Origin of the sequence: Polaribacter sargassicola (assembly GCF_021991835.1) — a bacterium.
GTDB classification, from domain to species: domain Bacteria; phylum Bacteroidota; class Bacteroidia; order Flavobacteriales; family Flavobacteriaceae; genus Polaribacter; species Polaribacter sargassicola.
This window is the reverse complement of the sequence record NZ_JAHDAU010000004.1, coordinates 269,207-291,885: the sequence shown is the minus strand read 5'-3', so window position 1 is coordinate 291,885 and position 22,679 is coordinate 269,207. Positions and strand designations below refer to the sequence as shown.

Annotated in this window: 16 protein-coding genes; 5 read left to right on the top strand and 11 right to left on the bottom strand. The window is 26.9% G+C overall.

The features are described 5' to 3' along the window. Window positions 1–120: 120 nt before the first annotated feature. Window positions 121–2,424 carry an Lcl domain-containing protein gene (locus KI686_RS08910; RefSeq protein ID WP_237588926.1) on the bottom strand — a complete coding sequence of 768 codons (2,304 nt, stop codon included), beginning with the start codon at window positions 2,422–2,424 and terminating at the stop codon, window positions 121–123. A gap of 408 nt (window positions 2,425–2,832) precedes the next feature. Here KI686_RS08910 and KI686_RS08905 point away from each other — a divergent pair, with 408 nt between their 5' ends. After that, entirely contained in the window at window positions 2,833–5,808 is a 2,976-nt protein-coding gene (locus tag KI686_RS08905; RefSeq protein ID WP_237588925.1) for an AAA domain-containing protein, read from the top strand. A gap of 42 nt (window positions 5,809–5,850) precedes the next feature. Here the strand turns inward: KI686_RS08905 and KI686_RS08900 are convergent, their stop codons facing one another. After that, on the bottom strand, window positions 5,851–6,207 hold the full coding sequence (locus KI686_RS08900) for a DUF6567 family protein (RefSeq protein ID WP_237588924.1): 357 nt from the start codon (window positions 6,205–6,207) through the stop codon (window positions 5,851–5,853). Between the two features lie 290 nt (window positions 6,208–6,497). Further along, a complete protein-coding gene (locus KI686_RS08895) occupies window positions 6,498–7,295 on the bottom strand; it encodes a hypothetical protein (protein ID WP_237588923.1) in 798 nt (265 codons plus the stop codon). 326 nt (window positions 7,296–7,621) lie between these two features. Here KI686_RS08895 and KI686_RS08890 point away from each other — a divergent pair, with 326 nt between their 5' ends. Together KI686_RS08890 and KI686_RS08885 are read left to right on the top strand one after the other, a co-directional pair. After that, on the top strand, window positions 7,622–8,029 hold the full coding sequence (locus tag KI686_RS08890; RefSeq protein ID WP_262913986.1) for a DUF134 domain-containing protein: 408 nt from the start codon (window positions 7,622–7,624) through the stop codon (window positions 8,027–8,029). 110 nt (window positions 8,030–8,139) lie between these two features. Then, window positions 8,140–10,203: a hypothetical protein gene (locus KI686_RS08885; RefSeq protein ID WP_237588921.1), complete on the top strand. Its 2,064-nt coding sequence runs from the start codon at window positions 8,140–8,142 to the stop codon at window positions 10,201–10,203. Window positions 10,204–10,357: 154 nt separating this feature from the next. On the opposite strand, the gene KI686_RS08880 is transcribed toward KI686_RS08885, so the two are convergent. Continuing rightward, window positions 10,358–10,873, bottom strand: coding sequence for a thioredoxin family protein (locus KI686_RS08880; protein ID WP_237588920.1), 516 nt, complete (start codon window positions 10,871–10,873; stop codon window positions 10,358–10,360). A 177-nt stretch (window positions 10,874–11,050) separates the two neighbouring features. On the opposite strand from KI686_RS08880, the gene KI686_RS08875 reads away from it, so the two are divergent. Further along, window positions 11,051–12,037, top strand: a complete 987-nt coding sequence (locus KI686_RS08875; RefSeq protein ID WP_237588919.1) for a glycoside hydrolase family 5 protein — start codon at window positions 11,051–11,053, stop codon at window positions 12,035–12,037. Here the strand turns inward: KI686_RS08875 and KI686_RS08870 are convergent, their stop codons facing one another. From KI686_RS08870 to KI686_RS08850, 5 genes are read right to left on the bottom strand one after another with little or no spacing between them, the layout of a single operon-like run. Continuing rightward, window positions 12,038–13,618: a hypothetical protein gene (locus tag KI686_RS08870; RefSeq protein ID WP_237588918.1), complete on the bottom strand. Its 1,581-nt coding sequence runs from the start codon at window positions 13,616–13,618 to the stop codon at window positions 12,038–12,040. It lies immediately after the preceding gene. A 10-nt stretch (window positions 13,619–13,628) separates the two neighbouring features. Beyond that, window positions 13,629–15,479 (bottom strand): glycosyltransferase family 2 protein, encoded by a 1,851-nt coding sequence (locus KI686_RS08865; protein ID WP_237588917.1) that lies wholly within the window; start codon window positions 15,477–15,479, stop codon window positions 13,629–13,631. A gap of 6 nt (window positions 15,480–15,485) precedes the next feature. After that, window positions 15,486–16,310 carry a hypothetical protein gene (locus KI686_RS08860; protein WP_237588916.1) on the bottom strand — a complete coding sequence of 275 codons (825 nt, stop codon included), beginning with the start codon at window positions 16,308–16,310 and terminating at the stop codon, window positions 15,486–15,488. Then, window positions 16,300–18,351 carry a cellulose biosynthesis cyclic di-GMP-binding regulatory protein BcsB gene (locus tag KI686_RS08855; RefSeq protein WP_237588915.1) on the bottom strand — a complete coding sequence of 684 codons (2,052 nt, stop codon included), beginning with the start codon at window positions 18,349–18,351 and terminating at the stop codon, window positions 16,300–16,302. The genes KI686_RS08860 and KI686_RS08855 overlap by 11 nt, the downstream gene beginning before the upstream one ends. 12 nt (window positions 18,352–18,363) lie before the next feature. Further along, window positions 18,364–19,677 (bottom strand): ATP-binding protein, encoded by a 1,314-nt coding sequence (locus tag KI686_RS08850; protein WP_237588914.1) that lies wholly within the window; start codon window positions 19,675–19,677, stop codon window positions 18,364–18,366. Between the two features lie 423 nt (window positions 19,678–20,100). On the opposite strand from KI686_RS08850, the gene KI686_RS08845 reads away from it, so the two are divergent. Next, window positions 20,101–20,454 (top strand): response regulator, encoded by a 354-nt coding sequence (locus KI686_RS08845; protein ID WP_237588913.1) that lies wholly within the window; start codon window positions 20,101–20,103, stop codon window positions 20,452–20,454. A gap of 9 nt (window positions 20,455–20,463) precedes the next feature. Here the strand turns inward: KI686_RS08845 and KI686_RS08840 are convergent, their stop codons facing one another. Both KI686_RS08840 and gcvT read right to left on the bottom strand, forming a co-directional pair. Then, window positions 20,464–21,462: a metal-dependent hydrolase gene (locus KI686_RS08840; RefSeq protein ID WP_237588912.1), complete on the bottom strand. Its 999-nt coding sequence runs from the start codon at window positions 21,460–21,462 to the stop codon at window positions 20,464–20,466. Window positions 21,463–21,532: 70 nt separating this feature from the next. Further along, window positions 21,533–22,618, bottom strand: a complete 1,086-nt coding sequence (gene gcvT, locus KI686_RS08835) for a glycine cleavage system aminomethyltransferase GcvT (RefSeq protein ID WP_237588911.1) — start codon at window positions 22,616–22,618, stop codon at window positions 21,533–21,535. Between the last annotated feature and the right edge of the window lie 61 nt (window positions 22,619–22,679).

Below are 22,679 nucleotides of genomic sequence, written 5' to 3'. Positions count from 1 at the left end.
TTTTATACTTGTAATAGGTTAGTTGTTATGTTTGATCTACTAATTTAGTAAATAAAAACAGATAAAAAATACACAAGGATTTTAGAAAGTAAATGAGAATTAGTAATAGATAAAACAGTTTTATTTATTAGTTCTTGTTAATTCTTCTTCTGTAATATATCCATCTTTGTTTTTATCTCGTTTATCAAAGTTTTCCTTTAATTTACCTCTTACTTCAGCTTTAGAGATTTTACCATCGTTATTTGCATCCATGTTTTTTAGCATTTTTTCAAAAGAAGGAGCTGTATTTTGTGAACGCTGACTATTATTTTTTTGTCGATTTTTCTGTGTTTGTTTGGTCTTTTTTACTGATTGTTGTGTAGTCTCCATATTTTTAGTGATATCAATATTTCTGACAGATCTTACATAGTTATAAACATATCTAACATCGCCTTGTGGACCAAAATATTCAGGGTAATCCATTTTATTTCCACTTTTTGGATCGCTTCTTTGAGCGCCAGCACCATGAACATCCATTAATCTACCATTCATTTGTCCTTGTGCTTCCCCAAAAGCAATATAAACAGCACTTGCATAAGGGTTTTTTCCATCTAAATGTGTTGTGCTGGTCCAATAAAATGGATCTTGTTCAAGATTTCCTTTGGGGTCTTTGATTTGAGTAGATTCAAAAATAGAATTTATTGCCGGTGAATTGGTTGTTTGCGGGGAACGTGTGTAATCTACAATACTTTGAAGTTCTTTTGCGTTGGGCAAACGCCAATCTGAATAGGCTGATAATTTTAGATTTTCGGAGTAAGATAGAGCTTCTTCCCAATTTTTACCAATACCATCATCAGTTTTTTGCCACATTAAACCTGTAGCATAATCAGTTATAGTACCATCTTTATTATCAATAAAATTATTTTTTCCATAATTGGTATTTCCACGTACTAAACGGAAATACATTTTATTACTCACGCCTGTTTTTGGATTGTATTTTGGGTAACCCTTTATTCTACCATCAACAAAATTTACACCAAAAATAGTTTCATCATTTCTCATTGTTTTGCCAACATATTTTGTTAAAGACCATGTTTGCGCATCAATTTCTCGTTCCCCTTTTTTACTATTCCCTAACGGTTGATTAAAATAATTTGTATCAATAAACATCTCTATGGCATTTGGTCCTTTTACTTTTCCTGTGAATTGTATAAGAGAATAAAGCTCTTTAATGGTAGGGACCCTCCAGTCATTATAACCTCCTAATTCAGATTTTTTTGCTTTTAGAATGGCTTCTTCAAGTGTCATTTTTGTTCCCATATCTTGTTCCCACATCAAACCTGTAACATTGTCTGTTACTGTACCGTCTCCATTGTTGGTGTATGAAGGCTGATTACCATTATAATTAGCGTCTTGTCCGTAAAAAGAATCTCCAACTGATGGCTTCTCTATTTTTTCGGTGTTAGAATAATAATCTTTTACGCCAGTATCTACAACTGGATAGTTATATTTTAAAGCTGAATTACTATTTGTTTTGTAATTTTCTTTAAGAGGTAAAACCATTAAATCTTCTCCATATATAATCGTGCCAGAATAATTTTTATTGATTTCAGTTGTTGTCGCTTTTTCATCAACATTAGTAAAATTGAAATGAGTTAAAACTAAATTTTTAACATTTGCGTCTTTAGCCATTTTAGAGCTTTCAGCTAAATTAACATGTGCTTTTTGGGTTGTTTTATGGCTGTTTTTAGTGTTGTTCCTTTTGGTATTTCTTTTCTTACCTAATTCTATAGCACCACCAGAATCTATAATTAAATAATCGGCATTTTTTGCCAAAGTAGGTAAAGATTTAGAATAAGTTAAATCTCCTGAAATCACTATAGATTCATTTCCTACATCAAAACGATAAGCAAGTGTAGCAATAGTATGGTTAACTGGCGTGCAAGTAATTTTAACATCTCCAATGTAAAAAGAAGTATTTTCTGTTAGGTTTTTAGCAGTAAAATTAGATTTAACATCCGTTAAAGTTCTTTCTGATTTTGATAGTCTATAATTAATGTCTTCTTTGTAAATGTCTAAGATGTTGTTAATAATTGAAGTAGTTTGTTTTGGGCCAGCAATAGTTGTTTTGTTACCGCCAAGTAGCGATTGAATAAAAATTGGGGCAAACTCTTCGTTATGATCTAAATGATGATGCGTAAAAAGTAATCCATCTAGGTCTTTAATTCTTAGGTTCAATTTGTTTAAGTTGGCTTGAGTGCCATTACCCATATCTACCAAAATTTTAGTGTTCTTGTAAGATATTAGTACAGAAGGACCAGAACGTTCTATGTTAAATTTAGGTGAGCCCGAACCAATTATTGTAGCAGATAAATTATTGTTATTTTTTTGAGAAAAAAGTTGTGAACAAAAACAAATTATTATTAAAAAAAAGGATTTTTTCATTTTAAATATTTTGTTTGTTTGACATTTTTTTTTCTAAATGGTTTAATTTTAGTAGGGAAATAGTCCTTGAAGTTTTTCTAAAATCAATAATTTTTCAGAAGATTATTACTTTGTATTATTGTGTCCGTTATTATTTCTTTAAATAAGTAAAGTAATGTGCAAGCCTTCTTTTGATGTTTGCTTTTTAATTTTTAAAACTTTTTATTAGTTATTGGTGTTTAAAATTACTTTTTTTAAGAGTCTGATTTTTTTTTTAAAGATTAAAAACTTAACTCTCAGTAACTAATATTTTAATCTTAATTTTAGAGAAAAGATAGCCACTAAAATTCGTATAAATGCACATCTAAAAGTCTATATTCGCACTCATTTTTTTTTGAAAAACTACTAAGAAAAGAATTCTAAAAATACATGAGTAACGTAAAAAACTGGTTAAATTATTATAAAAACAGTTTAACAGATAGTGAAAACTTGGCTGTTGACATTTCTAGAATTAAAAACTTATTTCATCAAAATTATTCAGATTTAAGTGCCGGAACTATTAGCTCTAAAAATGCTACAGAAATGTTAGATGTTGAAGAGAAAAGAATTAATAGATTAAAAGGGATTAGTAAAAAAGAGAGTCCTAATTGGCATAAAGTGTTTGATGCAGAAATTATAATTGCACCTTTTCAGTTAGAGTATCAAACCAATGATCTTAATTTTAAAGAAAAGATAATTTATCCCTTTTGGATAACAGCAAGGGTAAATCGTTCTGGGCAATTATCTGCTCCTAGAGAATTATTTCCATTAATTGTACGTAATTATTTAGATCCAATTGCAGAGGTGGGAAATGGTTTTATTTTTTCATCCATAGAAACTATTTCAGAAGCCAGAGATTTAGAAAAACCCGAACCAGAAGATGAAGAAGGCATTGCATGGAATACTTATTGGGAATATGTAAACATGATTTTTTCTGAAATTACTTATCAAAATATAGGTAATTATAAAACAGAAAGTTACACAACCAACCATAAAGTTACTTATTTTGCTAGAAGTTCTAAGATATCTGCGGCAAAAAGTATCCTTTTCTTGTATGAAAATTTAATTAATGAAACCGAAGAACTACCCTTAATTTCTAAAATTATTAATCCTAATGTTAGGCAAAGAAGAACTCCTATAACAGATAAAGGTTTTTTAGATTATAATCATTTACATTTAGGTCAAATGTCTAACGAATTCCCGCTTTCTATCAGTCAGCGAAAAACCTTACTATCTTATTTTACAGCAGAAGAAAATGCTGTTACAGCAGTAAACGGACCTCCTGGTACTGGTAAAACTACTTTATTACAAAGTTTGGTTGCTACAGAAGTGGTAAAATCTGCCATAAACGGAGACGAAGCACCTGTTATTTTAGCTTGCTCTACAAACAACCAAGCGGTAACTAATATTATAGATAGTTTTGTAAACTCTAAGAGTACTTTTGGCATTTTAGCAGAAAGATGGATACCAGGATTTAATGGTTACGCTACTTTTTTACCTTCTAGTTCTAAAAGCGAAAAATCCTTAAAAAATATCAATTATTTAAAAGGAAATATGTTTGGTAACGAAGGTACTTTATGCGATTTAGAAAACGAAAAGTACTTGCTAGATGCAAAGCATTTTTTTTACAATAAATATTTAGAATTTTTTGGTTTTGATGCGGGTTCTTTAGAAGATGCTTGTAATCACTTACAAGAAGAAATTGCTATCATAGAAGACAATTTAATTGTAGGGGTACGTATTTCTCAAAACTATTTAAGTTCTATAGAAAAAGTAAATAAATTACTTTTACATAAAGAAGATTATATTAAAAATAATGCCATTCAAATTACAAAACTACAAGAATGGAGAAATATTATTACCAAAATAAAGTCGTTTTCTAGAGAGGTAAATTTTATTAGCAAAATAAAAGAATACTTTAAAGTAGTTACTGACAAAAATTCCTCTAATCCTGCACATATTTTTTTGGTTGATGAAAAAGACTTGACTAATAATGATACGGCACTGGTATTTATAAAAAAATGTATTGCTAATTTTAATTTGGCCTTATCTTCTAACCTAGAATTGAATAATTGGAAACAGAAAAATAATATTACAGGATATCCTTTTGTTTCAGAAGAACAAATGTGGAAGTTTGAATACGAAAAAATGCAATCTAATGATACCACTCATCGTTTTTTTTATGATGAAATAGATTTAAGTTTGCGCCACAAAGCATTTTTATTAGCAACCCATTATTGGGAAGCAAGATGGATTTTAGAAACAGAAGATGTATTAGAAAATGATACAGAAAAAGGAACCGGAGAAAAAACAGTAATTGCAAAATGGAAAAGAAGAGCAATGCTTACGCCTTGTTTTGTAGCTACATTATATACAGCACCTACACATTTTTTATACAGTCAATTTAAAGGAGAAAATGAAGAAGGAAAACCAATTTTTGATTATTTACCTTTATTTAATTTTTTAGATTTATTAATTATAGATGAAGCAGGGCAAGTAACACCAGAAGTTAGTATTCCTATTTTTTCGATAGCCAAAAAAGCCATTGTTGTAGGAGATTTAAAACAAATAGAACCTATTTGGTCTATTCCACCAAAAATAGATTTAGGTAATTTAATAGATCAAAATATTATTGTAGATCCTCATCAAAACACCTATTTAAAAGAAGTAGGTTTTTTAGCCTCTAGTGGAAGTATCATGAAAATGGCGCAAAATGCTTGCGAATATGAAACCTCTTTAGTTACCAAAAAAGAAAATGGTTTGCTCTTGTTAGAACATAGAAGATGTAATGATGAAATTATTACTTTCTGTAATGAATTGGCTTATGATGGTATTTTAAAACCAATGAAAGGTAAGGCAGATAGAGATCAAATATTCCCTTCTATGATGGCGTATCATATAGATGGTTTTAGCGAACGCAAATTTAACAGTAGACATAATATAAATGAAGTTAAGGCTATTATTTTATGGTTAAATAGACATAAAGAGGCTATAGAAAAAGCGTATAATGTTAGCGCTATAGAAAGCGTTCTGGGTATAATTACACCATTTGCTAGTCAGAAAAATGAATTATCTAAAGCTTTAATCGCTTCTGGTTTTAAAGTAAATGATATAAAGTTAGGTACTGTACATGCATTGCAGGGAGCAGAACGTAATATTGTGTTGTTTAGTTCTGTATATACAGTAAAAGATGAAGGAACTTTATTTTTTGATAGAGATAATAAACCAAATATGTTAAATGTAGCAGTTTCTAGAGCTAGAGATAGTTTTATTTTATTTGGGGATACCAATGTTTTTGATGAAACAAAAAACACACCTTCTGGAGTATTAAAGAAGCACTTAAATGTTTTTGAAATGACTACTTAAAAAAAACGCATTAAATAATTTATTTAATGCGTTTTATATAATTTATTGAAATTCTACAATGTCTGCAGATACGTAACATTTTAATTTTTTAAAGAAAATTAAATATCTAGTTTTCTTAAAGTCTACTACTACATTAACTAATGCTTGGTTAGGTTCTAACGGAGCATAAGCTAACAGGTTTTCTTTGGCTTCATTAACAATACTTTGTCTGTTAAAACCACCTACACCTAAAATATAAACCGCTTGAGATTTACCTTGTAAGTTTTTGTGTATATAACGAAAATTGTTACTACTTAATGAAGCAGAGTTAGACATTCCTCCATATAATTTAGCATTACAACTTGTTAACAAAAGAGTTGCTAAAAGAATAAAAAGAGATTTAAAAATTAACTTTTTCATAATTATTTATAATTTACCTACTCATGTGGCTTTTCGGATACGCCTCGTTTTTTTAAGTGGATTCTGAACTCCACCATAATTATTATTCTTAATTTGTAAAATAATATGCAATATAATTTATTTATCGCTTTTATTTATCATTTTTTAGAGCATAAATTTAAAACAAAAAATAATATTTAAATAAAAATAATAGACTTAAAAGGTTTGTTCTTATTTAGATAGTAAATAAAAATCCTCAGAACTGTACATAACAATTCTGAGGATTTTTCTATTAAAAAAATTACTAAAAATTATTTAGCAATATAATTTTCTGGTACTTTAAAGTTTTCTCTAAAACCTTCAACAAATTTTATATCTGTTAGTACTGCGCTACCAATTTTAGTAGTTAAACCTTCATTAAGATTCCATCCATAAAATTCCCAGTTTGTTGCAAAAGGAATTCCATCAATAGTACTATAATCTATATATTTTATAGCATGTGGGTCTGCTTCTGCAGCTTCTACTGTTTTTCCTAAAGAAACAATGTAAGCAGCGTGGTTTAAAAGGTTTGTTTCTTTGTTTTCATAAACAACATACCAATCGTCTGGTGCATCACCTGTGTTTGCTTCAAAAGTTAATTTGGCAGTGTTATAAGGATTTTCAGTTTCATTAGTTTTAAAATTATCATCCCAAATTGTTCCATTATCATTTAATTTATAAGGAAAAAGGAAAAAATAATTCCAAGTATATGCATGAAAACGAACTTGCGGATTTTCTTTTAAGCTAGGAGAAACAAATGTTTTTTCTTTGTTAACATAAATTTCATCTCCATTTTTATATACAATTTTTGCAATATCAGAAGTTGTAGAAACTGTAATAGTTGCATTAAAAATTTCGTTTCCACCAAACTCTATAACAGTATTATACTGTATTGCTTCATGCTTTAAAAAATCTGCTTTTTTATGTGCTTTTTCTATGTTTTCAGCAAAAGTAGGAGCAACTATTTCTTCTGTTTTGTTTTCTGTTACAGTTACTTCTTTTTTAGCTTGTTTTTGGCAACTTATAAATAACGAAAATGCTGAGATTACGGTAATAAGTGTTTTTTTCATGATTAGTTTTTAATTGGTTTATTTAATATCTAAATTATATAATCGATCTAAAATGGTATTCCTTACATTTTTTCAAAAAAAAATAATTAAAATGCTAAATTAAAACACTAAAATCAATTTTATGTAATTTTAATGTCATTTGTTTTTTAATTGCATAATTAAATTGCGCTATAAATTTCTAAAAATTACCTTAAAAAGAAGATTATATTTTTTATAATGAACGTTTGTTCATTACATTTGCATAGAATTTTAGATTTAACAAGTAGTAAACTTAAAAATTACTTTTTATTCTTTTATACTAAGTAAACTCATTTTAAAGGTAAGAAATGCCACGTCCTAAAAAAAAGAGAAAAATTAAAAGCCCACCTAAAATGTTAGGGTTTAAACCTTTTGGAATTAAATTCTGTAACTCTTCTCATATTTCTTTACAATATGAAGAATATGAATCTGTTAAGTTGGTTATTTATGATAAGCTATCTCAAGATACAGCAGCAGAAATGATGGAAGTATCTAGGCCAACTCTTACCAGAATTTATAACAGTGCCTTAAAAAAAATAGCAGAAGCATTTGTAGAAGGTAAATCAATTCTTATTAAAGGAGGAGATTTTGAGTTTGGAAAAGAATGGTATAAATGTAAAAAGTGTTTTAAATTGATTGAAACCACTATAGGTACAACCAGTTGTGTAGATTGTCTTACTAGTAGTAAAAATGAATTGATAAGTTTAAATGATTAATTTTTAAGAGTTACATCTATTACCAAAGTTTAAAAATAATTAAAAAATAAAAGGTTTTAACCGAATTAAAAAAGTAAGTATCGTTGCAAACGATTAAAATTAAAGTACTTATGACAAATAATATTCCTATTGAAAATCAATACAAAAGAACAAGTTTATTTGAAAAAGAAAATGTTAATTATTTAGTACATGTTTTAAAAAGATTTAACACAGTACCTAAATTAAACAATATAAATATTATTACTTCTAATACGGTACCTAATGTTTTTAAAATAGAACCAAATAAATCTATTATAATAGGTTCTTTATATTTAAGAAACCCTGTTCTAGCTTTAGTATATTTAAGATATGGTATAGAGTGGCAACTTTGGTTTAAGGCTTTAAATAATAATGAAAAAGCTACTTATTTGTGTGATATTTCTGCGTTAGAAGTAACCAAGATTTTTTATAAATTATTACCTAAAGAAGATAAAGAAAAGTTAGAAAATGTAAACTTTTCTTTAATAGACTTAATTAAAAATCCTACGGATAATAATTCGTCTAATTATGAAGAATTAGAAACTTTTCATGGAATAAGTACAGAAACAAATGTTTTTGAAAAAGCTTGGGAACCTATTGTTAAAAATTTAGCAAAACCAACAGAGTATTTATTAATGGATGGAGGAGATCTTAGATTAACAATTGATGAGGTTTACTTATTAAATAAATATGGTTGTAGACCGTTTCCTAGACCAGAAGCATTTACATTTGCATCATCTACTGCAACAAGTGTTTCTAATTTTGCTTTTGATAAAACGGATAAAGCAAGAAGCATTTTAATTAAAAATAGCTTAAAAAAAGGATTTAAAAATACAGCATTAGAATTTTCTGAATCTTTAAAAAATAGTTTAAGAAAAATATTTACGTTAGATGAAGCTTGCGAAATTATTTTTTCTCCTTCTGGTACAGATTCATCTCTTCAAATAGCAGCATTAACTCAAATTGTAACTAATAAAGAAATTACACATGTATTGGTTGCCTCTGATGAAACGGGTAGTGGTGTGCCAGCAGCTTTAAAAGGATGTCATTTTGAAAACAATACAGCACTTAATTGTCCTGCTAAAAAAGGAGATAGAATAGAAGGGTTTAAAGATGTAGATTTGATTAAAATTCCTTTTAGAGATGAAAACGGTCAATTAAAATCTACAAATCAATTAGATAATGAAGTTTTTACAGCTATTTCTGAAACTAATAAATTAGGAAAACACGTTGTATTGCATATAATGGATCATTCTAAATTAGGATATCAATCTCCTAGTGAAAAAATGATGCAAGATTTAGATACGTTAAAAGGACTGTCTATACAAGTAATTATAGATGCCGCACAACTTAGATTAGATCCTGTAGATATTCAAAATTATTTAGAAAAAGAATATATTGTTAGTATTACAGGTAGTAAATATTTTACAGGTCCTCCTTATTCAGGAGCATTAATTTTTCCTAAAGGAGTTAGTCAATCTATAAGTGCTGTCACAGAAAAATTACCAAAAGGTTTAACAGATTACTATAATCGATCAGATTGGCCATCAAATTGGTCTTGTGCTACAGATTTATGTGATGGTTTTAATTATGGTTCTAATATGCGTTGGAAAGCTGCCATTGTAGAAATGGAAAAGTACTTTTTAACACCTATTTTATACAGAAATATGGGAATTGAAATGTTCTGTAATTTTGTAGAAGACTCTATAAACGAAGCTTCTTTTTTAGAACCTCTTCATGTAAACGAATTTCAAGAAAACCCTTATGATAATGAGGAATTCGGAATAAGAAATATTAGAACTATTTTCCCTTTCTTTATCATTAAAAACGGAGATGCATTAACTGTAGATAAAGTAAAAAAACTTTATTTATTGTTAAATTCAGATTTATCAGAACAATTTGAAGGTGCTTCGTTAGAAATTATCAGACTTGCTGCTCAAAAATGTCATATTGGTCAAGCAGTTAATGTAAAATATAGAAACGATTTGCAAAGTGCTGTTTTAAGAATTAGTTTAGGAGCACGTGTTATTTCTGAAAGTTGGGTAAATAGAGATATAAGTATTTATTTTAGAAATATAGAAGCTCAAATGAGTCAGATAACTGTAATTATTAAGAAAATAGAATTAATTCTTGATAATGCAGCGTTGTTGGATTAAACTTTAATAGTTTAAATTTATTTTTGATGAATATATAAAGAATCTCTTTCTAAGTAAATTAGAAGGAGGTTCTTTATATTATAGAGATGTTTTTTAATGATTGATTTTTAAACGATTAAAAAAGGAACGTCTCTTAAAATTGTATTAGAAAATATTATTTTGCTAAAAATATTTCAGAAATTGTTTTAAGATTTTCATTAGAAATTGTTGAGGTAATTATAAGGATTTTTATAAACTCAGTAACTTCTTCTTTAGTTGCAGGGCAACCTAAATTTTGTCCTTTTGAGTCAAAAGAATCTTCTAGTAATTTACCTGTATCGTCAAGAATTACCCAAAAAGGTAAACCTGCTTTTTCTCCTTTTTGTTTTGTTAATATTTCCATCGCTCCAGGAGTTTCTAAATGTTTATTTTTTTCAGATTCTTGTACAACCAAGTTAACAGTTACATAATTATCATCAAAGAAAGATTTACAACTTTCGTTTTTCATTTGTTTATCCATTTTTTTACACCAACCACACCAAGAAGCGCTATACTTTATAAAAACATTTTTGTTTTCTGCTTTGGCTTTTACGTATGCTTTTTCTAAAATACTTTGAGCATTTTCTTGTGCATTAATTTGTAGAGTAAAAACTGTTACTAAAAGAAGTAGGGTAATTAATTTTAATTTCATAGAGTTGTGTTTAAGCACTCAATTTAGTAAATAAAAACGATAATGATAATGAAGAAATAAAATTTAAACATCTAAAATATTTAAGATTCATTCATCGTTATTTAAATAGGTAAAAAAAGATGTTATTTTTACTAAAATAATTTATAGAATATGTGTTTTTCAAAAACCGTTTGTATTATGCTTCTTTTATCAGTCAATACTATTGTAAAAGCTCAACAAAGTACTCTTAATGTTGGTATAAATTTAACGGGTTATGAAAGATTTTGGGAGCAAGAACCATTAAATTATAAAGAGATAATTGCAGATATTGATAAGTTGTATGATAAAGGAATTAAAGACATTAGATTACCAATTGCTTTTGAATATCAATTTAAAAAAAAATCTAAAGGTAGTTTTTTAAGAGATTTAGTAAAGATTGTAAAATATATTAAAAGTAAAGATATGACCTTAATAATTTGTTATTTTGATCATACTTTAGAGAAAGAAACAGCGTTTACAAATATTGAAACGATTAAGAAAAACTGGGTATATGTTAGCCGTAAATTAAGAAAGTATTCTAATTTTATCTTCTATGAAATTTTAAACGAACCTAATTTATATCCCAATAAATGGGATGAAATGGTACAAGAAATTGTTCCGGAAATAAGAAAAAAAGATAAGGAAACTAAAATACTTATAGGAGCAACTAATTATAATAGTATTTACGAGCTTTCTAGAAAAAAGCCATTTCCTTATAAAAACATTGTTTATACATTTCATTTTTATGAACCGTTTATTTTTACACATCAAGGTGCAAATTGGATAGGAAATCAAACTAAAACAGAAAAAATTCCTTATCCGTATGATTCTATTAAAATGCCTAAAATAGATGTAAAAGCAATAGGTACAGAAGGTGAAGTTAATTACAAAGACTATAAAGACATGGCTAATAAAACGTCTTTAAGTCATAAAATTGATATTATTTCTAAGTGGGCTAAAGAGCATAATGTAGAATTATGGTGTACAGAATTTGGTGCAATTAATACAATTGATGAAAACTATAGATGTAAATACTTTAAAGATTTGATAGAGGTTTTTAAAGAACATAATATTAAATCTTACTTATGGGAATACAAAGGTAATTTTGGAATTTCTAATTCTGATAAAATTATAGATTGCTTGTAATTATTTGATTACTTTAAGGATTCTAAAAGTATTAGAAAAATAAATAACTTTAGTTCTATAATCATTAACACTCAATCCGTTTTTTTCTATATTATTAAAATTAGCTTCTACTTTATCATAATAATAAAAAGGAGATTCTGCATTAGAAAGAATAATATAATCACAATTTTCGGTAGGATTATAAATAGCATTTTTAAACTCTGTAGAAGAGTTAGATATAAAGAAGTTATTATCTTTATTGTAAGCAACTAAAGGATACATAATAGACCTATCGCACAAAACAATAGCATTTTCTGGTGTGTTAGCAGCTAAATATCTTCCTCCTTCTTTGTACTCTAATAAAGTAGTGTTCTGTTCTTTGTTAATTACACTATTAAAATAAATTTGTTCTGAAGTAAAAGAAGATTTTTTTAAATATTGATATTCACCATAAATATTAATAGAAAATAAACAAGCATAAATTAAATAGCTTACTTTTTTAAACTTTAAATTATTACTTGTTGCAGCAGCAATAGAAGCAATGGCGGCAGCTATAATAATAACATAGTAAGACAAGTTCATAAAATTAGTATTACTGTCTCTTAATAAGGTATACAGTAATAAAGGTACTAATGATAAAATAATAATATTTAAAGGTTTCTTATAATGTCTTATTATTTCAAAAATAAATATAGGTGATATAAATAAAACAATATTAAAAAACGAAAAGTTGTTTACTGCTCTATTGTCTAAGCTTGTAATTGTATTTATTTCTAATAAACTAAAAATGCTATTTCCATTCCATTTAGTATCTAAAGAATCGTAGAAGTAAAAGAAATCATTACCCATTAAATAATTTATAATAAAGTATAAAAGTAGACTTGTAACAGGGAAAAAACCGATAATAAATATCATAGAACCTAAACGACCTCTAAACTTTCGTCTTAATGAATGGTGTTGTGTTGTTTTAATATATTTAATAATAATATTAGAAGATTTTAAACCTTTCATACCATATAAACTAAAGATAAATACATAAAAAAATAGAATTGGTAAGAGCCATAAAATTCTATAATCTAAAAAAGTAGCTAAGCTTAAAATAATACTTAATATAGCAATATGATAAGTTGTAAAGTTTTTTATGTAATTAAAAAGATAGTAAAAAATAAAAAAATATAAAATATAAAAAGCATATACAGATGTACCAGAAGTTGCTGTATAAATAGTAATTGGGCTAACTAGAAAATATAAAAAAACGAATCCTTTAAGTGTATTACTTTTTTCTTTACCAACAACAGTTACAACAAAAGTAGCAAATAAAGAAGTATAAAATACTGATGCAAAAAAAGGAGCATCTTCTGCACTAAATATAGAAAAAGGATATGCTAATGAGTTGGTTAATAATGGGTATGATAGAAAAAAGTTTTTAACTAACTCTCCACTATCAAAAAGAGTATTAATATGGCTGGTAATAAATAAAGGTTCAAAATTTATGTACCCATCCATACGAATTAGCATGGTTACAAAACTAAAAAAAGCAATGTAAATAAACCAAATGATAAAAAATACTAGTAAAGAGCTTTTTGCTTTAATATTAGCCATACCTTTTGTTTTAATTCTTTTTCTTGGTTAAACCATGGTTGGTTTTTTCCCAATAAAAAGGTTTGGTTATTAATTGATTTAATCCTTTGTATGCAGAAATGGAATGCATTAACCAATAAATTGGATTGGCTAAGGCGTATATTATTAAAGAATATGACCTTCTTTTAAAAATAGCAATCATATTTGTGTAAATCATTATTAAGTTTCCTAATGTAAAATTGATTAAAGAAATAATAATTAACCAATCAGGAAAAAGCAATTCTATCCATTTACTTTTAAAACAGAAGTATATTAATAAAAATAACAATAGAATAGGGTAACTTAAAAAAGTAAAAACAGTACCACCAATAAAAAACTGAAAACCAAAGAATCCTCTAGCACCAATTGATTTATATAATTTAAGAGGATTTCTCATATGTACCAAATAGGTTTGCATGTATCCTTTTATCCATCTAGAACGTTGTCTAATCCAATTAAAAAAATCGTTATTAGCTTCTTCGTAAGTAGTAGAATCTAATACGGTAATTTTGTAATCTTTTGCATAACAACGTAAACCTAAATCTGCATCTTCTGTAACATTAAAACCATCCCAACCACCAAGTTCCATTAGTTTATCAAATTTAAAATGATTACTTGTACCACCAAGAGGAATAGGTATTCTAAGGCTGTCTAAACCAGGTAGCATATAATCAAACCAATAAGAATACTCTAGTGTAAACATTTTTGTTAAAAAGTTTTCACTTTTATTAAAATAATTTAGAGCACATTGTATGGCAATATAATCGTCTGGTAATTTATTAAAAAGCTTATAAGTTTGTTTTAATTGATCACTATCTGGTATATCTTCTGCATCATAAATAGTTAAATATTTTCCTTTAGAAAAATACAAACCATAATTACAGGCTTTAGGTTTTGTTTTTGGTTGTGCATATGGCACTATTATTGGCTCAAAATTAGTAGGAAATTTCATTTCTCTGATAGCATTATATGTCATTGCATCATCAGATTCAATTAACAATTTTGCATCTAATTTTTCTATTGGATAATCTAAGTTATTTAAGTTCCAAACTAATTTTTGAATTACTTCTGATTCTTTAAATACAGGTAAATGTATTGTGTATATAGGTAGATCTTTATCGTTAATTAAATCGATTTCTTCTTTACTTACTTTACTTTCTAGCTCTGTTCTAGAGCCATGTATAGTAAGCATAAATTTAAAAAGAATAGAAAATAATAAGAAGAAATTTAATAAAAGGTTTGCTCCAATTAAAGTATTAACAAAATTAAAATATAAGCTTATTAAAAATATAAAAAAAAGGATACCTAATGCAATTACTTGTTTTAGTGTAAAAGTTTCTATAGCACAACTATCTGCATCACTTTCATATAGATGAAACACAGATTTATGTAAAATTTTATCACCATATCTTAAGTGCAAAGCTTTGTTTAAATCTAGCTCATTAGTAACAAAAATTTCAGAAACTTTAACCTTTAACTCCTCTTCAACAAGTCTTATGTTATTTATATCTGAAGGATCGGCAACAACAAAAGCAACTTTATTATTATGTTCTATTGGAAATATTAAAGTGTTTAAAAATAAATTAAATCTTTCGTGAGTGTCAGAAAAAGATTTATAGTTTTCAATTTCATCACAATTTATGTTAAGAGTGGGTAAATTTAAATCTTCTATAACTTTGTTATAATGATATCTAGAAATAAAACCATGGTTTAAAGCTGTCTTTAAAAAAGATTTATTTAGACCAATTTTAATTCTTTCAATTTTAGATACTTGTTTATGAGTAAGCAATTTGCTTTCTATAAAAAGTTCTTTTCTATGAATGTTTATATTAAAATTAGCCATAGATATTTATAATTTTATTACCGTAAATATTTGCCAACCTTTACCAATAGATACATTTCTATTCCATAAATCGCTAAAACCACCTGCGTACAGAGCAAAACTTGGTGAGAATTCATAACCAAGACTAAGAGTTGTTTTAACAATATCAAAGTCGGGTGTAATTTGTACATTTTCTTGAGAAACAGTAAAATTATCTCCTCTAGAGAGAAAAATATCTATATCTGCTAAAGCAAGAAACTTTTTTGTAAATCTGTATCCTTGAGAGCCGTATAGTTTAAATTGAGTAGGACCACCAAAAAATTGCTTAACACCAAATTCTAATTGATGAAAATTATCATTAACTCCCATCCATTTAGAATTTCCAGAAATATTAATTTTTAATTCTGTACCAAATTTGCCAAAACCCACAAATGGTTCTGCATCATTACTATACATTGGTATTATAGAAGTTAAAGATCCCATTAGGTAATGAAATTCGCCAACTTTTTTTAAATGCATTTTAAGACCTAATTCTACATCACCAAATTCATTATTCTCATTAAAATTAAAATCATCAGAATATGTACTTTCTACGTAAGGTATATTACCAATAAGATCTAACTTATTACCGATTAATGAGGTTGCAAAATAGATTTTATACACATTGTTTTTATAATATCCATTGTTATCAAAATCGGATTTGATACTGTTTTCATCTCTTTTTGTATCTGTATAATAATGAGTTATAGATGGAGAAAATAATACATCTCCTTTGGATTGTAGCCAAGGGTTTTGCCCATAATTACAGATGGTTTGTAGAAACAAAAGAAGTAAAAGAATCTTATTTTTCATCTTGAATTTTTGCTTTAGATTCTTTAGATTTTTGGAAAATAAATATTAAAACTAATATTCCTAAAATTAATAAAATAGAAACGATGAAAATTCTGTATTTACCCCAAAATCCGTCTAAAAGAGAATTTAAATAGTTTTTATCATGATTGTCATTAATAATTCTTAAATCAAAGAAATAAGCATTATTGTTATCTGCTATAATTACATTACCTGTATCTGCAATTGTTTGTTCTCTAATGTTAGAAATTAAAGATAGTAATGTATTTGCATTGTATTCTTGAGGTACGTTTACCAGCATTACAGGAGAACTGTTGTGGTAAAAAAGTTGGTTGTATCCTAACTCTTTTTCGTATTCTACATTAAAGAAAGGTTTAATTTCTTCAGAATCATATTCTACCACATTGTTTTTAAACTTTATATAAGCAGATTCAGCAAAAAAGGTAGAAAATTTTTCACTTTCTTTACTAATAATAATTTTAGAAGTTTCTAAATCTGCTTCAATTTCTTTTAGTGTAGCGTTTTTAATTTTAGGATAAATAAACCCAGATAAACCAGTTTCTCCTGGATTAATTATATCAATTAATTCAGAAATGCTGCTTATTAATTTTTGTTCAGGATCTAAATCAGTATAAATAGTTAAAGGTTTAGATTGAAAGTTTTCTGGAAATCTAAAGAAAGAAAGCGAAGAAGAAACATCGTATCCTACAGGTTTAAAATAAGAATTAACAGCATCTATTTGACCGTAAAATGTTGCTCCTGCTGTGTCACACATTCCACCTTCAGGAACAAAATAAAATTCATATTTAAAGTTATTGTTTTGTTGCATAATAATGTCATCAAAACTAAAACTGATATTTAAATCACCTGTATTATCTAATTTGTATGATGTTAAAAAGATATCATTAAAATAAAGATTAAAATAACCTTGTTCATTGTCTGATAAAGGTCTGTATTTACCTTCTATATTAACATCCATTTTTTTTACGTTAGATCCAAATTTAGATCTAGGTAAGGCAACATTTGATTGTAAGTAACCTAATCCTTGTAAAATATTATTTTGTGCGCCTAATTCTTTAAAGTAAATTGGTTCGTAATCTTTTCTTTGTGGAATGTCTAATAACTTTGCTTCTTCATGCACAAAAACATAATCTACATAAGAAGAATTTATAAGGTGTTTTTGTAGTAAGTAATGAGCAGCTTTACTAAAACCAGTTTCGCTTTTACCTGTTACAACAATATTTTGTCCATTGTATGTTTTTAAGCTTGTAGAGTCTTTATATTGATCGTTAAAAACAGAGACTAAACCTACATTTTCTTTTTCTATTGTAGGTGTTTTTGTTGTAATTCTTTCACTTAATTTGTCATATGGCATTATAATTATAGCATCTTCAATTACGCTATTTTTATAATCTTTAATGTTTTTAATCTTAGTATCTAAACCATAAACTCTTTTTAAGTAGAACTTAATATAAGATGCATATTCTATATCTTTAATTTCACTATTATCAGATAAAACGATATACTTAATATCTGGTATTGTATAGCTAATTGTTTTTTTAACAATTTTTTCTTCTGATGGAAGTAAATTATAAGAGAAAAAAGAGTTTTCAGTTAACTTAATCCAAAAACCACTTTTAGAATCGGCTTCACATATTTCACTTCCAATTCTTAAGTTAGTTTGTAAAGTAATTTTTATAAAATCAGAAACAATATACTTTTTCTTAACAGGTATTTTAAAGCTAATAATCTGATCTTGATTTTTAAGAAATCTAGTTTCTATAGGTGTATCTGCTATTAATACAGACATATGGCTTTTATCAAAATCTAAAACATTAGAGCAAATAAATTCTAAGTTTATATAGCTGTTTAGAATATCAATATTTTCTTTAACAGGAATATAAATTTCTTCCATTCCTTGAGCTCCATTAATGGTGATTTCTTCACTATAATCATATTCATTAAAATGCTCTACTACTTGACCGAAACTTTGTACATGGATTCCTAACAAAATTGTTAGTACAATAAAATAATATTTTTTCATAATCATTTAGCTTTATTTATATGTTTCAAATTGTATTTTAAGTTCAAATCCCATACTTTCAGAAGAGACATAACTAAAATATCCGTTCATTTTTTGTGTTAATTGTTTAGATATTCTTAATCCTATTTTTACACTATCGCTGTGCTTTTGATAATCATAATTTACAAACTCTAAATCTCTAAAGTAAGATTCTATTTCAGTAGAGTTTATACCGGTTGTTTTATTTGTAACACTAAAAATAGTATCGTTTTTAAGGTTGTCTATGGTAACTATAATTTCATCATTCTCTTTAGAAAAAATTACCATAAAGTTTAAAATATTATAAATTATAGTTTTAAACATTCTTTCGTTACCAATTATTAACGGGTTAGTGTCTATTAATTTATCTGTACCGGTAATATTTTTTTCTGCAATTTTGTTTGTAAAAGATTTAAATACGTCTAAATATACTTTTTTAACATCTACGGTGTCTGTAGCGTAATTTTTGTTATTTGTATTTAAATTAACAGGTTTAAAGTATACAGAGCTTTGGTTTCTTAAATTATCAATCAAGTCACTAATGTCTTCTATCTTTTTCTTTCTTTCTTGTGAAGTATTATCATTAACGGTAGAAATAACATCGTTAACTTTATTTAAATCATTACTAATTTGCTGAAACATAAACTTAGATTCGTTTTCTTTTTTCAGTACTTTTTGCTCTAATAAGTTGTATTTAGTTTGTGTTTCTGATAATTCTTTTTGTAAAAAGTTAATCTTTTCATCTGCTTTTAAAGCTACTTCAATTCTTTCTATTAATACATTTTCTTTAATTTTTGGTAAGAAAAAACTTATAAAACCTAAAGATAAAAACAGGTAACCTCCTTCTTTTAAAACTTGATAAGGATCGTTTATAATTTCTAGTAGCACTAACAAAGAAAAGACCACTACAACTAAAAGATATTGTATAAAACTATTAATTATAGGCCATACAATAATTAGATTAAAAGTTACAAACGAAACAATAAGTACAGTAGTGTATACAATTGTATTTACGGTGCCAGAATGAGAAATAGAGATTAAGGTTAAAAAATTAAAACTAAATAAAATTAGATGTATTAAAAGGTAAGGTGTTGCGCCTCGTGTTTTCTTAAAAAAGTTGTAAGCTGCGTAAAAGAAAATAAACAGAAATAATTTAAGCAGCACAAAATCTAACCAATTTTTACTTAGTATTATAAGATCTAAAATAATAGTAAATAAAATTACAGAATTTAAACTCCAAAAAATTGTGTCGCTAATTTTCCAGAGTTCTTTTTGTAATTGTTTTTCTTTTAGCAGTTTTTTTTCCAAAATTTAAAATTTATAAATGTTAATTTTCTAAAATTAAATACACTTAAAATCAATCTTAAATGATACTATAATTTACATTTTTTCTAAAGTTAAAATCATTGTAAAAGGTAAGAAAAAAAAAGGGTTTGAATGCCAAAAAATAAAGATGAATTGCTTTTTTGTAAGGTTTATTTGCAGTTAACTTCTTTTCTATTTCTTTTGAAAAATATAGAGGTTAAAATATTTGTGTTTTAGGTTAATATATTGAATATTAAATATTTATTTTATGTAAATATTAGTTTATAGTTAAAGTTGTTTTATTAATAAGAGACTTTTTACCTATAAAATAGCTTAAAAAAACAAAAGAGAAAGAGGTGAAGTTTACCTCTCAAAAAAATAATATTTTTTTATATACATTTACATAAATAATTTAAAAACTTTAGTATGAAAATATTAGTAGCAGACGATAGTGAGTTAAGTAGAAAACTACTTAATTTAAGTATTAGCGATAACCATGAGGTTGTATTCGCTGTAGACGGAAGTGATGCCTTAGAAAAAATTAAAAAGGAAACTCCAGACTTAGTAATTTTAGATATTATGATGCCTTTTATAACAGGTTTAGAACTTGTAGCCTGGATAAAGGATAATTATAACGATCAAATAAAAATTATTATACTTACATCTCTAGGTGCAGAAGATGTTGTTTTAGAAGCTTTTTCTTTAGGAGTAGATGATTTTGTAACAAAACCATTTGATCCAAAAGATCTGTCTTTAAGAATAAGGAGATTTGAACAATAACAATTGTTTTTACTTACCCTTAATTCTTGTCCACAATTCTAATAACAACTTTCCCCCAGCTTTTTTATCCTTAACTTCTTCTATAAAATAAGGATTTCCATTTTTATCAATTTCAATTTTATATTTAAAAACAAAATTATCTGCATTAGGTTTTATACTTAAAGTGCCGAAACGTAAATCATTAAAATATAAAATGTCTTTTTTTTGATTGATTGTATACCATCCTTTAGAAATAGCAATCATACGTTTTACTTTTTCATGATTAGCCAAATTGCCAAGTAAATGATGGTTTTTAGGATAACTAGAAAACTGAATAGAGTTTTTATCAAAAAATGATGAATGCCCTATTAAAAAAGCATTTTCAGTTTCTACATTTGCTGTCCATAAAAGAGTGTTTAACGGAGATGGTTTGGTTTCTATTTCTTTATAAGAAATGTTTTGTTTGTTAAGCTCTTTTATAAAAGTTTGATAAGAAATGCCTTTTAAAATTAAGGTTATAAATAAATAAGAACTACTAATTATCAATCCTAAATTATTGTAATAACGTCTTTTGGTAGATTCTTTTTTTTGACGCATGGCAAGAATCAATAAAACTAAAAACGGAATTGTATATAAAGGATCAATTACAAATACATTTTTAAAAGCCAGTCTAATATCTAAAGGCCAAAAAAGTTGTGTTCCCCAAGTAGTTTGTGCGTCTAAAATAGGGTGTGTAATAAAAGCCCAAAAGAAAAGCCAAGACCAATCTTTTTTGCTTTTATATTTTTCTAACTTTGTAACGATAAAAGCAAAAATTGGTGCAAAAACTATAGAAAATAAAATAGAATGTGTAAAACCTCTGTGTATTTCTAGAGCAGTAACTTTATCTGTAAAAAAAGAAGAAAGTACATCTAAATCTGGAATTGTACCTGCAATTGCGCCGTACAACATAGCTTTATTGCCAATTTTTTTACCTAAAACAGCTTCGCCAACGGCAGCACCTAAAACTATTTGAGTTAAAGAATCCAAAGTTTATAAATTTTGTTTTATAAAAAATTAAAACCTCACAAATTTGTGAGGTTTTTAAACTATTATTTTTTTATCCTTTGTAAAAAGGCAACTTTACAACCGTTGCAGGTATTGCTTTTTTACGAACCTGAATGTTAATTTTAGAGCCAGTTTTGGCCAAAGTACTAGGTACATAACCTAAACCAATTCCTTTTCCTAAAGACGGACTCATAGTACCAGAAGTTACATTACCAATAACGTTTCCGTTTTCATCTACAATATCATAACCATGTCTTGGTATTCCTCTTACATCTAATTCAAAAGCAACTAATTTTCTTGTTGGTTTGTCTGCTTTTTGTTTAGCTAAAGCATCAGCATTTACAAAATCTTTAGTAAATTTTGTAATCCAACCTAAACCAGCTTCAATTGGCGATGTTGTATCATCAATATCATTACCATACAAACAATATCCCATTTCTAAACGTAAGGTATCACGTGCCGCCAAACCAATTGGTTTAATTCCAAAATCTGCACCAGCTTCAAAAACTTTTTCCCAAATTTGAGCAACTTCTGTATTTTTACAATAGATTTCAAATCCGCCAGAACCAGTATAACCTGTAGCCGAAATAATTACATTTTCTATACCGGCAAAATCACCTACTTTAAATTTGTAAAAAGGGATAGAGGCAAGGTCTAAAGAAGATAGAGATTGCATTGCTTCTACAGCTTTTGGTCCTTGTATTGCTAACAAAGAATAATCATCAGATAAATCTCTTAAATCAGCATTAAATTCTTGGTTATATTTAGAAATCCAATTCCAATCTTTTTCTATGTTAGAAGCATTTACAACTAAAAGGTATTTATTATCTTCAATTTTATAACAAATTAAATCGTCTACAATTCCGTTTTCTTCATTAGGAAAACAGCTGTATTGTGCATCACCAATTTCTAATTTAGAAGCATCGTTAGAGGTTACTTTTTGTATTAAAGCCAAAGCATTTTCTCCACTTACTAAAAACTCACCCATGTGGCTTACATCAAAAACACCAACAGATTCTCTAACAGTATTGTGCTCTGCGGTAACACCTTCGTATTGTACAGGCATGTTAAAACCTGCAAAAGGAACCATTTTTGCGCCTAAATTTTCATGAACAGAATGTAATGCAATATTTTTCATTGTATTATAAAATTTTATATTTTATTTATTAGAGAAAACCTTTTTTTAAAGATCGTTTATT

Excerpts from the sequence above, each read along its gene's own strand:
- KI686_RS08900 (WP_237588924.1), bottom strand. The coding sequence starts at position 6,207 with ATGAAAAAGTTAATTTTTAAATCTCTTTTTATTCTTTTAGCAACTCTT.
- KI686_RS08890 (WP_262913986.1), top strand. The coding sequence starts at position 7,622 with ATGCCACGTCCTAAAAAAAAGAGAAAAATTAAAAGCCCACCTAAAATG.
- KI686_RS08885 (WP_237588921.1), top strand. The coding sequence starts at position 8,140 with ATGACAAATAATATTCCTATTGAAAATCAATACAAAAGAACAAGTTTA.
- KI686_RS08855 (WP_237588915.1), bottom strand. The coding sequence starts at position 18,351 with ATGAAAAAATATTATTTTATTGTACTAACAATTTTGTTAGGAATCCAT.
- KI686_RS08860 (WP_237588916.1), bottom strand. The coding sequence starts at position 16,310 with ATGAAAAATAAGATTCTTTTACTTCTTTTGTTTCTACAAACCATCTGT.
- KI686_RS08845 (WP_237588913.1), top strand. The coding sequence starts at position 20,101 with ATGAAAATATTAGTAGCAGACGATAGTGAGTTAAGTAGAAAACTACTT.
- KI686_RS08875 (WP_237588919.1), top strand. The coding sequence starts at position 11,051 with ATGCTTCTTTTATCAGTCAATACTATTGTAAAAGCTCAACAAAGTACT.
- KI686_RS08865 (WP_237588917.1), bottom strand. The coding sequence starts at position 15,479 with ATGGCTAATTTTAATATAAACATTCATAGAAAAGAACTTTTTATAGAA.
- KI686_RS08880 (WP_237588920.1), bottom strand. The coding sequence starts at position 10,873 with ATGAAATTAAAATTAATTACCCTACTTCTTTTAGTAACAGTTTTTACT.
- KI686_RS08905 (WP_237588925.1), top strand. The coding sequence starts at position 2,833 with ATGAGTAACGTAAAAAACTGGTTAAATTATTATAAAAACAGTTTAACA.
- KI686_RS08895 (WP_237588923.1), bottom strand. The coding sequence starts at position 7,295 with ATGAAAAAAACACTTATTACCGTAATCTCAGCATTTTCGTTATTTATA.
- KI686_RS08870 (WP_237588918.1), bottom strand. The coding sequence starts at position 13,618 with ATGGCTAATATTAAAGCAAAAAGCTCTTTACTAGTATTTTTTATCATT.
- gcvT (WP_237588911.1), bottom strand. The coding sequence starts at position 22,618 with ATGAAAAATATTGCATTACATTCTGTTCATGAAAATTTAGGCGCAAAA.
- KI686_RS08910 (WP_237588926.1), bottom strand. The coding sequence starts at position 2,424 with ATGAAAAAATCCTTTTTTTTAATAATAATTTGTTTTTGTTCACAACTT.